General features: G+C 41.1%; 8 protein-coding genes and 1 pseudogene. 7 read left to right on the forward strand and 2 right to left on the reverse strand.

Features of this window, described 5'->3' with window-relative positions; genetic code table 11:
• Positions 1 to 2: 2 nt before the first annotated feature.
• The 4 genes from AC1HJP_RS13385 to AC1HJP_RS13400 are packed head-to-tail and all read left to right on the forward strand — an operon-like array spanning position 3 to position 6,878.
• Complete coding sequence (locus tag AC1HJP_RS13385) at positions 3 to 905, forward strand: ABC transporter ATP-binding protein (RefSeq protein ID WP_390442597.1); 903 nt, start codon at positions 3 to 5, stop codon at positions 903 to 905.
• A gap of 9 nt (positions 906 to 914) precedes the next feature.
• Positions 915 to 2,807, forward strand: coding sequence for a hypothetical protein (locus AC1HJP_RS13390; RefSeq protein ID WP_480362253.1), 1,893 nt, complete (start codon positions 915 to 917; stop codon positions 2,805 to 2,807).
• Positions 2,804 to 4,711 carry a hypothetical protein gene (locus tag AC1HJP_RS13395; RefSeq protein ID WP_480362254.1) on the forward strand — a complete coding sequence of 636 codons (1,908 nt, stop codon included), beginning with the start codon at positions 2,804 to 2,806 and terminating at the stop codon, positions 4,709 to 4,711. The genes AC1HJP_RS13390 and AC1HJP_RS13395 overlap by 4 nt, the downstream gene beginning before the upstream one ends.
• A gap of 43 nt (positions 4,712 to 4,754) precedes the next feature.
• Entirely contained in the window at positions 4,755 to 6,878 is a 2,124-nt protein-coding gene (locus AC1HJP_RS13400) for an alpha/beta hydrolase family protein (RefSeq protein WP_480362255.1), read from the forward strand.
• Between the two features lie 101 nt (positions 6,879 to 6,979).
• On the opposite strand, the gene AC1HJP_RS13405 is transcribed toward AC1HJP_RS13400, so the two are convergent.
• Entirely contained in the window at positions 6,980 to 7,873 is an 894-nt protein-coding gene (locus AC1HJP_RS13405; protein WP_480362256.1) for an alpha/beta fold hydrolase, read from the reverse strand.
• A gap of 259 nt (positions 7,874 to 8,132) precedes the next feature.
• Between AC1HJP_RS13405 and yjeH the strand changes: the two are divergent.
• The 3 genes and pseudogenes from yjeH (at position 8,133) to AC1HJP_RS13420 (ending at position 11,590) form a co-directional block, all read left to right on the forward strand.
• Positions 8,133 to 9,385, forward strand: a pseudogene (yjeH, locus tag AC1HJP_RS13410) (L-methionine/branched-chain amino acid transporter).
• Between the two features lie 284 nt (positions 9,386 to 9,669).
• Entirely contained in the window at positions 9,670 to 11,205 is a 1,536-nt protein-coding gene (locus tag AC1HJP_RS13415) for a serine hydrolase domain-containing protein (protein ID WP_480362257.1), read from the forward strand.
• Positions 11,206 to 11,341: 136 nt separating this feature from the next.
• On the forward strand, positions 11,342 to 11,590 hold the full coding sequence (locus tag AC1HJP_RS13420) for a hypothetical protein (protein WP_480362258.1): 249 nt from the start codon (positions 11,342 to 11,344) through the stop codon (positions 11,588 to 11,590).
• A gap of 463 nt (positions 11,591 to 12,053) precedes the next feature.
• Here the strand turns inward: AC1HJP_RS13420 and AC1HJP_RS13425 are convergent, their stop codons facing one another.
• On the reverse strand, positions 12,054 to 12,953 hold the full coding sequence (locus AC1HJP_RS13425) for a LytTR family DNA-binding domain-containing protein (protein ID WP_480362259.1): 900 nt from the start codon (positions 12,951 to 12,953) through the stop codon (positions 12,054 to 12,056).
• Positions 12,954 to 13,012 lie beyond the last annotated feature (59 nt).

Genomic DNA, 13,012 nt, shown 5'->3' on the forward strand with positions numbered 1-13,012 from the left:
TTATGGCTAATTACATTATTGAAACCCGAGCACTGCATAAGCGTTTTGGCAAGAAAGTCGCGATCCAATCTCTTAATTTGAAAATAGCACAGGGTGGCATTCATGCCGTAATTGGTGCTAATGGCGCGGGTAAAAGTACCTTATTTAGAATACTCCTAGGACTCGATGCCCCGACCTCGGGTGAGTCTTTTATCTTGGGTCATAACAGTCAGTCTTTAGAGCCTGAACACCGAGGTCGCATTGGCTATGTGAACGAAGAGCATACTCTGCCAACCTGGATGAAAGTCCATGAAGTGACCGCCATGCAGAAAAATCTTTATAAAAATTGGCGACAAGATCTCTATGACAGTGTGATCGGTAACTTTAACGTTGAGCAGTCACAAAAAGTATCGGCGTTATCTCGTGGTGAAAGAGCGGGGTTAAATCTCGCGATGGCCTTAGCGCAAGCGCCAGAAGTGCTGATTTTAGATGAGCCAACGCTGGGTTTAGACGTCGTTGCCAAGCAAGCGTTTTTAGAAGCTTTGATGTTCACCCAAGCAGATATCGACACCACCATAGTGTATTGCTCACATCAGATGGAAGAGATAGAACGTGTCGCTGAGCAGTTAATCGTGATTGAAAATGGCGAGATGAAATATAACGAATGCCCTGAAAAATTCTGTGACATGGTGACGTATTGGATTTTTGATGAGGCATTGAGTGAGTCACAACTTAGCACATTAGGTAACGTACTCTCGGCTCGCACTATAGATGAACAAACTCACTTAGTTTTGGCTGACTTAGAAGCCGCAGAGGCATTAGAAAAACTTAATGCGCTCGGCATTGAAGCCGCCACACAAGTCCCGGTTAGCTTAGATAAAGCCATCGCTTCTATCTTGGCAAAAAATCACCGAGCACCACAGTAGGAGAGCGTGATGTTTGATTTATTCAAAAGTGAATATCAGCGCTACCAACTTTTTGCTTGGGGCATATGCCTGCTTCAGTTGGTGTTGTGGAGCACATTCAGCAAATTTTTCTCAGTGGTAGAGCCGCAATCTGAGTTACACCTTTTTATTATTTTAGGTGGCGTCGCTGTTGGGGTGTTATTTGGGGTGGTGTCTGTGTCTTTGCATAAAAGAAAGAACCATTGGATCTACCTGATGCATCGACCTTTATCTAAAGGGCGAATTTATTTTGCTATAAGTCTAGCCGGTGCATTACTGCTTTTTATTGCTTTTATTCTGCCATTTTTAGTGAATGTGTTGATTGCAGATGTCACGACGAACCAAGTGGTTGAAGCAAGACATTACACTAATGTGGTGCATGCATTTTTGGTCATGCTATGTGGCTATACCTTGGGTCAATTTATTGCGTTGGCAAACAATAAACTCGCAATTGGCATATTGTTCTCACTCACTTATTTAATTTTAAGACGCCAAGAAAGTGTGCTGTATTTCTTGATGCTAGATTCAATGTTCTTACTGTTTAGCGGTTATTTAGCTTATGCCTCTTTTCGCGTTAATCTTGCTGCAGAGCAAACATCGAAGCGATTCATCGCCATTGCTGTGCTTTTTATTCAGCCTGTTGCGGTCGTGGGTTTAATATCGTTAAAAGCTTTTTATTACCATATTCCTCTAAGCTTAACTTCGCAACAATATGACTTTGCTAAACCGCTGCATGAATTAGAAACTCAAGGGCAATTTGATTATGAATTATTACGAAAGCACACTGATCTTGAGGTAATGCAATGGCTTGCCAGAGATATCGAACAGCCACTTGGCGATACGATACAAAGGCAGCTTAAACTTGCTAAAACCAACACACTATCGCGAGCACACTTTTATAAACCTCAACATAGAAATGGCTTTTACTTACATACTCGTCATAGCCAGTTTGCGCTAGAGACAGATACCACAAAATGGGTGTTCTCTCATTCAGACATGCTATTTGTCGGTATTGATAGACAAACTGGAGAACGAGTTGGTTTCCTAGGTCGCACTGGGTTTGTAGACCAAGCAAGTCAGCTGGCAGAGTCTGATAAATTTGCTGATGTGGCTGTGGCAGTACAAACAAACACTCACTATGTGCAAACCAAAAATAAGCTCTATCAAGTTGATTTTAAGAATAAGCGAATCGATTTGAAATTTGCATTAACTGGTGAAAAAGAGCACTTCACCTCGACGCCAGTACCTATGTTTGATGTGATCTTTATGAGCTCTAACCAGCAAGTTTATCTATTCAATAAAGTGAACTTTGTTGACAGTCTTGTCGGCCTTACACCAATCAAACAAGTATCATTAGACTTTGCTCACCCTCTATCGCCTGAGTTTGTGATGGCAGAGGTGATGAACGGTTATGTGCTCATGGTGCATGACGGCAATTTATTTGCGGCACTCAAAGCTGGCGCTCAATTAATTTACCTGCCTCATGAGGGCGATAACATCACACTGGTGAGCAAAGAAGTGCAGCTTTCTTCGCTGCCAGATTGGCTGCATCAACAAAAGTTACTGTTCTCTCCATTGGTGCTGAATGTTGTTGATAACCTAGTGCATTCAACTTTGATGTTTAATTCTGAACCATCAAAAGGTAAAGGTTTTATTTGGCAAAGACCGATCGATTTGAGTTTTGCATTACTGATTGTCTTTGGTTGTTTACTTTCAGTGACTGCAATCTTCTATCTTGGCAAAAAAGCTCAATTAGACAATAAAACGCATAAGTTTTGGTTATTGATTGCGCTCATCACAGGTCCAACTGCGTTGATTGCATTCTTGATACTGATGCCATGGCCGAAATTACAAGGGTTAATTGAAAGGGAGTCAGTCGCATGAGGGATCTATTCATATCTGAGCTTAATCGCTATAAAGCGTATGCCAAAACGGCGGCTTTTATATTTCTAGCCTTACTGGCTTATTTATCGAGTCAGGGCGACCTTATGGCTGGCCGCGGCATGTTTAGCAGTGTGCTGAGTGGCCTTGCGATAATACTGCCTTTGATCTTTTCTGTGACGCAATTTTTATTGCATAAAAGGAAGAACCATTGGGCGTATCTGATGCACCGCCCATTAGCAGAGCAAATCATTTTCAAAGCGTTGATCGCAGCAGGGTTAAGCATTGTTATGATGGTGCTCATAGTTCCATTACTGTTTATACTTGTTGTGTTAGACAGTGCGTCACTTGAGCTCATTGAGTTTAGGCATTACCTGTATGTAGGTCACATAGCACTCATTGCGATATTTGCGTATTTCACCGGTGTATATATTGCGCTTTCGGCAAATAAGGGGGCATTACTGATTCTCGGCATGCTGCTCTTTGTGCTCAATAGCACGCCAAACTCGCCGTTTCTTGTGTTATGTGTTGACTTGATAATGGTTGCTCTTGTGTATTTTTTAGCAAGATCAGCCTTCAAGTTGAATGTCAGTCAACACGATACTCGCATGAGTCGCCAATTTATCGCAGCTATACTCATGGGGCCTGCTTTGGGTGCCATTCTAATGTCGACTCAGGCTCTGTTTTACCATATTCCGGTTACGCTATTTTCGACCCATCCTGATCGGTTTGAAAAAGCCGACATACCTGAGTATTACGCTTCAATGTGGGGGCCAGATGCCAAAGCAGTTCTAGATAGAGTTTTACCTGCCGATGAAGCACAGTGGCGAACCCATTTGCTACCGAATTTAGAGGGTGTCAGCACATTATTTATGAGCACACATCCAACTTCATTCGATACTTTGAACCAGTTGATGCATCAAGATCAGCAACAAAGATACATAGACATGAAAACACTGACTAAGTGGCAGTTTTCACATCAATATCAAGTGTTTTTAGGTTATGACTTGGTTAGCAAAAACCTCAAACATGTAATAGATCAAAATGGCTTTCATGCTATGACATCAATTGATGACATACAAAACCTAGCGTCATTTGCTCATCCGCCAAGATTGATAGCCGGTCGTTTTATCCAAACACCTAACACGCTTTATGTGCTTGATTTCGAAGAGCAGTACATGGAAATAAAGTTTCAAACGCAAGACGGTGAATACTTTTACGGGCCTTTTGAAACTGAACGCGATGGTGAACTTGTCTCTATGGCCACAAATCAAAGAGCGTTGGTTTTCGAAAAGCGTGACTTCTTTGCCTTGAATACCAGCAGTGCTCCGCTTTTCTCTGTTGCGTATCCTGAGCAAGCCTTTGGCAGAATGTACACGCAGTTTTATATGTTACCTGACGGAGCATTATTTCTGTTTCATGGTCGCTCTTACTTTGGCTTCCAGAAACCAGGTGTGTCTGTGGTGTTTGCTGACTATGCAGGCGAAGTGACGCCAGTGACTTCAAAGCAGTATATTGCACACAGACCTTTACCTAAGTTTGTGGCCGAACAAGAGTTTTGGCAGTCGCCGATTTTCTTTGCCACCGTATTTGAAGCGGCCAATGAGGCGTTAAACAGCAATGATCAAAGCATTGGCGCTGTATTTAATCACACTATTTCGAGAACAAGGTCAGCGCAAGTTATGGCATATGCCATAGGGTTTACTTTACTCAGTATGGCTTTGGTTTATCTGCTGGCAAGGCGAGCACAATTAAGCACGCAGCAACAATTGTTTTGGGTGGGTATGGCTCTATTTATGAGCTTAATAGGCGTGGCTTGTTTTATGTTGTTGACCCCGTGGCTTAGCAACATAAGAGGCGCGAATATCAAAGTCTCATCGACTTCTTCTAACGCAATTCTAAATTAACCAAGTGATGCGCTTCGGCGCATCAACAACCAGGTAGTGAATAATGAATATGACTGACATTTTCAGTGGTATGCTTCGTTGCGCGCTGATTTTATGGGTAATGTGCACAAGCTCTGCCAAAGCTGAGTTTTTAACCGATCTCAATGAGGTCAAACAACGCGTGCAGCAAAAAAGCCGTGCGCCGCTTATTCCGGCAGTGCACTTTTTACAAAGCGAGCGTATACAGGCAGTGACCCTATCACCCAATGCTAATTATGTTTTGTATCTCAGCAGTGAAGAAAAAGCGGGTATAAAACGCTGGTCGCTTAATCAATATACCCTTGCAGACCATAAAACCACTAAGCTAGTTACACTTAGAAAGCGCCCATCATTTGAGATTTCAAAAGACGGATCAGCGTTGTTCGTGAGAGTCGGCGAGCAGCTTTCAGTGTTGCCATTAACACACAAAGCCAAGCTAAAAAGATTGGCCAAAATTGATCGGAAAAAGAAAGAACGATTTTTGGGAGTAGACCCAAGTCAGCCTGCCAGCTTTTTAGTTAAAAAGTGGCGTACCAACGAGCGCATCTTTGAAATATTGAGCGTTGCAGCTTCTGGTAAAGCGCGTGTGATATGGCAGACAACACTGCCTTTTTCACAGTTATTAGTAAACGCGAACACGGGTAACGCGGCTTTTATTAAGCAAGTGAATACCGCTGAAGGCAATCGCGGGGAGCGTTTTATTCAGCAAGTTCAGCCTGATGGGTCTTTAAAACTGACCTTTACCTGTCAATGGGATGATAAGTGCCAAATACAGGGTTTTAACGACAAATCACAACAGTTACTGATCCAAACCAATCATGATGCAGAGTTTAAAAGGCTGGCTTGGTTTGATTTAAAAACGCAGGTGTTGCTCGATGTTGCAGCACAACCACAGCAAGCCTATGACTTAGTGTCAGCGACATTGGGTAAAGACGATAATGGCTTACTAACACCAACTTCTTATTTGTACGAAGGGGCTAAAACGCAGCAATTAAGTAATCACTCTGTTGTGGCTAAACACTTAACGCATATTGGTGAATATCTCGAAGGCAAAGCATTCACGTATGCGTTACCGGCGAGTATTAAAGCCTATCAAACCAAACCTTGGTTGATAAGCTTGCAAGAGAATAGCCCAACAACCCAGTACTATATTTATCAGCCACAGCAACATACTTTGCAGCGTATTTTGTATGAACAAACAAACGCATTGCAACAAAACGATGAAGCAATGAAAGATGCTTGGATATCTGAAAAAGTGCCAGTGCAATATCAAAGTCGTGATGGATTTAATCTCTATGGCTACTTAACGCTGCCAAATGGTGTTGCGTTATCTGATGCGCCTTTGGTGGTTAAAGCACATGGTGGCCCTTTCTCACAAGTGAAATGGGGTTTTGATAGACAAACACAGTTATTGGCGAATAGAGGCTACATTGTGTTTGAACCCAACTTCAGAGCCTCAACAGGTTATGGTAAAGGGTATGAAAAAGGGGCAAATAAACAATTCGGGCTTGGCATTGCCCACAACGACATCATTGATGGTGCGCATTTCATTTTATCTCAAGGGATCGGCAACAAAGACAAACTCGCCATCATAGGCCACAGTTTTGGTGGCTTTAGTAGCCTAACAGCACTGACTTTTGAAGCCAAACTGTTCAAGGTAGGTTTTGCTGGTGCACCGGGTTTAGACATCGGCCGCTCAGCGCGGTTGTATTATCGCTTTGCTGAAAAAGTTCGGGGGCAATTTAGTGATTATTACTTTAGACAAATGATCGTGGATTGGGATGACAAAGCGGCCAAAGCACAGCTTACAGCAAACTCACCCAGCGCTCACCCTGACAAAATTCAAAGCCCTGTATTTGTCTGGGCAGGTCGCGGAGATAGAAAAATTTTCATCAATGATGTCAACGACTATGTATTGAGACTGCAAGAAGCAAATAAAGCGGTGAGTTATTTTGTTGACCCTAGTGCACTGCATTCCCCCACATCAAAGCAAGGTGTATTGGCGTATAGCTATTTGCTTGAAAGAGTATTAGCCAAATATCTAGATGGACAATATCTACCGCTAGACCCAAACAAAGACAAGCGTCTGATCCGCTTTATTAAAAAGCATATGGAAATTGATAAGCTCGCTTTATCAAATGAGCTTTAAATAAGCAGCGTAAACTTAAGCGATAAATACCGAGTGACAGAAAATAAAGCTACTCGGTATTTATCTAAATCAATCAATTTTGAGCTAGGTTTAACACAGGCTTATTTGACCTGTTTAAGCAAGGCTTTCAGTTCTTTCACCACAATACTGGGCTCATAGAAAAAGATATTGTGCTGATCGGTGTTGGCAAAACGGGTAGTTTGTTTTGTTGAGAGTGTACGCATGTCGTCAATGGCTTTGGCGTACATGGTTTTCATTCTATCCCAAGTTTTTGGGTGCCAAGTGTCGGGCGCATCGCCGCCTTGCCAAATACCATTTTTATTCCAAATCAGGGTCAGTGGCGTCGCACCAAAATCGTCGCTATTTAGAATAAACTCAGCGCTGGTTTTGTGATTGATGCGCTCAGGATTGCTGTTGGGGTCATTAAAACCCGCTTGCTCTGCTTTCATTCTGGCGATTTCATCTTTACTGTAGGAGTCTTCTTCTGGGTTCCACTTGGCTACACCGTTGTAAAACATGCCGTATTGAGTGGGATCAACCAACAAAACGGCAGAAACTTTGTCTTTATAAAGGTGATTGTAAGCACGCACAGAGTAAGAACCATAAGAGTGCGACACCATCACATAGGGCGGTTTAATTTCTGCTTTATTTAATAAGGCATCAAGTTGCTTGGCGATAACTTGAATATCGTAATGGCCTTTTGAGCGGCTGCTTTTGCCAAGATTCGCTCTGTCATAAAAGCAAATACGATTGGTTTTACTGATAGATTCGATCACACTTTCCCAGCCGCCGTCTGAGCCTGCGCCGCCAAATCCAGAATGCACAATAATATTCGGTGCTTTTTCACCAAAACATTCTATATATAGAGACGTTCCCTCAATATCGACGTGTTGAGCAACACTGGGAGATACTGTGTTGTTTGAATGTTCGTTTGCATAAGCGGTGCTAAAACCAATCAGCAAGAGAGAGGCAAATACGTGAATGTGCTTAAACATCTAATTCCTTGAATTTTAGATCTATTAGCATAAATTCACACAGATTTTAGTCGCTTGCAAGAGTAATTATTCTAGTCGCGGTTTGTATTGGGTGGCTGATGTAAAAATAATCTAAGTTACCTTGCTCAACCGAATTGCAGGCATTTTGCTGGTAAACCGTCACTTTGACGGTTTGATGTGCTGAATGTGGGTGAAATTGCGCAGAATGCAATGAACAACATTTATATACTAGCCCCACAATAACAAGGGGTAACGAGAAATGAAAACAGATAAACAAGGCATAGGGCGCTGGCAAGGGGCGGGCATGATGGCCACCACTTTGTTGGGCACTGGGGTATTTATATTGCCACAATTAACTGTGGCACAAGCAGAGTTCAGTGCGCTCTATGCTTGGATACTATTAACTCTGGCAATTGTGCCTGTCACGTTGATTTTTGGTAAATTGGCTGCACGTTTTGCCCATGCAGCAGGGCCAGCGTATTTTGTCGAAAAAGCATTTGGCAAGGTTGCAGGCCGAGTGATTGGCTTAATGTTTATGTGTGTGGTGCAATTGGCGCACCAGCAGCCATTGTTATGACCTTTATGTTTGTGCAACAAATTGTGCCAGTACAAGGGCAAGCTTTACTTTTAGGTCAGCTCTCTACCTTATTGTTTTTATGGCTAATAAATTTACGCGGTATTCAAGTATCGGCCAAATTACAATTTGCGCTTACGCTGATTATTTTAGCTTTGGTGATCTTACTCTTTGGCAAAAGTAACCCTACTGCAGCTACCTTTAACACCAGCTCATTCGATACCTACGCCATGCTTGGCGCTGCGGGTATCGCATTTTGGAGCTTCTTAGGTGTTGAGGCAATGTCGCACCTGTCGGATGATTTCAGAAACCCAGAAAAAGACATGATCCCAGCGATGCTCATCGGCACAGTATTAGTTGGCGCTGTGTATGTGGCCTGCACTTTATTAGTTATCGCTTATCCGAACAACGAATCACTCAGCATGGTTGGACTGTTCAATGCGTTCTTTGGTGAATTATTCGGTTATAACGGCCATTATATTATCGGTGTATTAGGCGTTGCTGGTGGACTGGCAACCGTTAACGTGTATACCGCAAGCCTTGCACGATTGATCTGTAGTTTCGCAGAGCAGGGCGTATTACCAAGTTATTTGGCAAAACGTAATGAATTCAATGTGCCTTTAAGCGCGCTAACCACGCTCATGCTGGTCATTGCACTGGTATTAATTGTCACATTTTACAGCCAACAAGACCTAGAGGACTTAATTAACTGGGTGAACGGCGTGTTTGTTGTGATTTACGCTGCGGCCATGTTAGCGGCATGGCGACTACTAAGTGTGAAAAACCGCCCGATGATTTTACTCGGTCTAGGGTTTTGTGTGGCACTTGCCATCGGCATAGGTGCACATATGATTTATGCATTCATTCTAATGGCCGTGATCACCCCATTTGTGATGCTGCAAAAGCGGAAGCAGCTTTCTAAAGTGAGTAATGCTTAGCGTTGGGTTTAATTGCTTAGTGATTTTTAAATCGACAAAGGCATGATATGGGAGCGTCATGCCTTTTTTTTTGGTGGCAGCTTATATTGATGTCTATTTGAAAAAGTTGCACTTTTACACTTTAAATTATTGTTTACAATGAAGTTTTCTTGTGTAAGTATTTGGCGTAAGATAACTCATTTTGTCTGAGTTTTTATATATAAATTGGAAAGGAATAAGCTGGTAGCTGGCTTGTTAGTTTAATCGCACGTGTATTAATTTTAATCAACAAAGGGATTTAAAGAATGAGATTTGTTTTACCGCTTATCGCTAGCTTTCTATTTGCAGGTACTTCATTTGCAGGTACTTCATTTGCAGATAATGACTTTTCAGCAATAGATAAGTACGTTAATTTTGTAAAAAAAGAAGTAGGTTTACCGTCAGGCACTGCTGTTGCAATTGTAAAAGATGGAAAAATCGTTTACGAAGGGTATTTTGGATACGCCAATATAAAAGAAAATAAAAAGGTTAATGATAAAACCGCCTTTTATCTTGCATCGGTTACCAAACCCATGTTTGCTTTATCAATGCTATTAATGGAGGAAAATGGCGATATTAAAGACAGTACTTCTATGGCTGAGATGTTTCCTACTTTAGAGTTTCCTTTTATTGATACAAATAAGATTCAAGTTAAACACCTCGTTTCTCATACTCATGCACTAGCTAATCGTCCCTTAGAAGACACTCTTGCATTTACAGGGCAACATAATAAATTACAGCGTCAAAAGTTAGCCTCTGCAACTAAAAATGAACCAGCCAATCAGTTAGGACACTACCAATATAGTAATGTCGGTTACAACATATTAAGTGTATGGGCTGAAGATAAATTCAAGCAAGATTGGCAGCAAACCCTTGAAGAATTGGTTTACCAACCTTTATCAATGAACCACACCTCATCGTACATTAGCGATGCAGAAAATAAAGGCTTTGACATTGCACGTCCTTATCATTTGTATGCTGCTAATCCTAACGAAGTCATGCCTTTTGAAAAGAGTAATTCTACTTTGCAAGCTGCCGGTGGCACTTTTTCATCAGCAAGGGATATGGCAAAGTTTTTGATTGCACAATTGAACGAAGGTCAGGTTGACGGAAAACAAGTCTTTCCTGCTAAAGTTATTAAAAAGTCTCACCATAGGTTAGCTACTAATGACTTAAAATATAGGGATTTTATTCGTAAGGGATATGCATGGGGTTGGTACATTGGCCCTTATAAAGAAGAGAAAACATATCATCACTTTGGCGGGATAGCAGGTTCGCATACGCATACATCTTTTATGTTAGCGCATAATATTGGACTGGTAGTACTTAACAATGAAGAAACCGTAGCTGGCCCTATGACAGCAGGTATCGCGGATATTGCTTATAGCATTTTATTAGGTAAGGGTGATGTAAATAAAATTACAGACTCTCGTATTGATGCTATGAAAAAAAGCTGGTTAGCAATACAAACAAATATTAAAGAAACCAATAAAGCGCATGAAAAAAGAAATACTTCAAGAACAATGGTTTTAACACGAGAAAAAGCAGAATATGCAGGGACTTTCCACAACCCATTATGGGGTAATCTAGAAGTCGAATTGCTAAAAAGTAATGCTCTTAAATTTAAATTAGGTGAATTAAATGCAGTCGCAACGGCAGCAAAACGAAAAGACGAATTGAGAGTTCAATTTGCTATTGGTGGCGGAAGAATAGCAGCTTTTAAAATTGTTGAGGATAAGGTGATTTCAGTTGATATGCATGGTATTAATCCTTTGGCTGTCGAAACATTTACACGTTTATAGTGTTGAAGATCGTTAACTAAAAAGAAATCTAATTTGGATAATTTACTGTTGTCAATTATTTATGTCTCTCATAGGTTAACCAATTTTTTTGTCGTTTATTTGGGTTGTTTTATAGCCCTTCATATTGGAGTGATTCATGGTTGATAATTATTTAGAAATAGCACTGATCTTTGCGTTTGCTTTAAATATCATTGTTACGTTAATGGTCGCAAAATCTGACTCCTTTGATAAAGCACAAAAGATTGCTCAAGTCGCCTTTATTTGGCTAGTGCCGTTTGTAACGTCAATCGGTATTTTGATATTTATCCTTAGCGACAGGGACCCTAAATTACCACCGTCTTCTTCTGGAGCTGGTGTAAATGAAAAAGTCAGTCAACTTGAGTAAATCAAAGGCTATAACTTTAGGTGAAAACAATTGAGTTTAGGTAATTGGGATAGTGCGCTATTCAAAAGCTTGTTCACCTCGAGCCTGGTTATTCCTATTGCTTTCTTAATTAAATCATCTCAACTACATAAATTCGAGCCAACTGAATTAGTTGGCCTGTTTGTACCATTCCTGTTTTATATCGCTATATTTTTGTTAGTTTCACTCGTTGGGTGGTTATTAATAGGGTTTCCCATTCATTGGCTTGCTTGTAAATTAAAGCGGACGAGTTATTTTTATTATGCATTCGTACCAGCTTGTTTCTTATGTGTTAGTTACTTTACAAATGGACCATGGTTGTTCGGTCTTATAGCGTTAGCGCAAGCTTTATTATTTAAGTACTTTGTATTTAAAGTAAGAACATAAATTGTACTGATTTTCTAGCTTAAACTATTCTGCTCCCATATTTATTGAAAAGCACTCCTTACGAATGCGACTCAAACCACCCCTTCACTTTCTTCATATTCGCACGGCTGACTGGCACTTTATCTTGATTCGATAACACCAACTCGCCTTCGCGATTCTTCCTTAGTAACTTTTCTGCGTGATTGGGGTTTACCCAATAACTGCGGTGGGTTTGTCCTGCGCCGAGTGTTGGGTCGATGTTTGAAAGTGCTTCAATGGCATCTTTTAAGTTGTATAAAATCAGATGTTGTTCTTGCTCTGTAATGACTTTCAAATAATGCAGTTCTGCTTTTAGGCAAATGAGTGAGTCTATGTTGTCTATTTTTGCGATTTTTAAAAAGTCATGCTCTGGCTGTGTAGTTAAATTGTCTTGTGGATCAACTTTAGGCTCGGCAATTTCAGGATCAACCGTTACAGGCTCAATCGTCTCGATTTTATTTTTATTAGTAATACTATCAATGGCTTGATTTGTTTCTTGTGACGAGGAGGTTATGTTTTCAGTGCGTTTGATCTGAAAGCCACTTAGCCAAGGCAGATTTATCGCCACCCATGAAATGAGTGCCGCGGGTGCCATATTTTGCCACTCTTCAAATAGGGCATATAAGGTATACGCGGTTTCATGCTCTATATATACGTCGCGCAATAAAGAAAATGGCACATAAATAGTCACCGCAATCACTGAGCTGATGGCCAGTTTAACCAGATCGTTTTGTCGTGCTAATACGCCTTTCATTAAGGTGTGCGTGGCAATAAAAAACGCCAAACCAGAGAACACTTGTACCTGCCAAACGACAAAATTTAGCCAATGTGGTAGTGCATTGTCATCATCTGAGATACTTAAAAGGCATGCTAAAAAGAAGCCAATACAAGCAAAGTAGCGCCAAGGGCTAATGGAACCAATTGGAAATTGCCCATTCATACAATAAACCGCCCATTCATACATAAATCAAGGGCTTAATTAAACCAGAAAGCAACAAC

It is taken from the genome of Pseudoalteromonas sp. NFXS53 (assembly GCF_056629255.1).

Coding starts and splice junctions, on each gene's coding strand:
- AC1HJP_RS13415 (WP_480362257.1), top strand. CDS start 9,670: ATGAGATTTGTTTTACCGCTTATCGCTAGCTTTCTATTTGCAGGTACT.
- AC1HJP_RS13385 (WP_390442597.1), top strand. CDS start 3: ATGGCTAATTACATTATTGAAACCCGAGCACTGCATAAGCGTTTTGGC.
- AC1HJP_RS13390 (WP_480362253.1), top strand. CDS start 915: ATGTTTGATTTATTCAAAAGTGAATATCAGCGCTACCAACTTTTTGCT.
- AC1HJP_RS13400 (WP_480362255.1), top strand. CDS start 4,755: ATGAATATGACTGACATTTTCAGTGGTATGCTTCGTTGCGCGCTGATT.
- AC1HJP_RS13405 (WP_480362256.1), bottom strand. CDS start 7,873: ATGTTTAAGCACATTCACGTATTTGCCTCTCTCTTGCTGATTGGTTTT.
- AC1HJP_RS13420 (WP_480362258.1), top strand. CDS start 11,342: ATGGTTGATAATTATTTAGAAATAGCACTGATCTTTGCGTTTGCTTTA.
- AC1HJP_RS13425 (WP_480362259.1), bottom strand. CDS start 12,953: ATGAATGGGCAATTTCCAATTGGTTCCATTAGCCCTTGGCGCTACTTT.
- AC1HJP_RS13395 (WP_480362254.1), top strand. CDS start 2,804: ATGAGGGATCTATTCATATCTGAGCTTAATCGCTATAAAGCGTATGCC.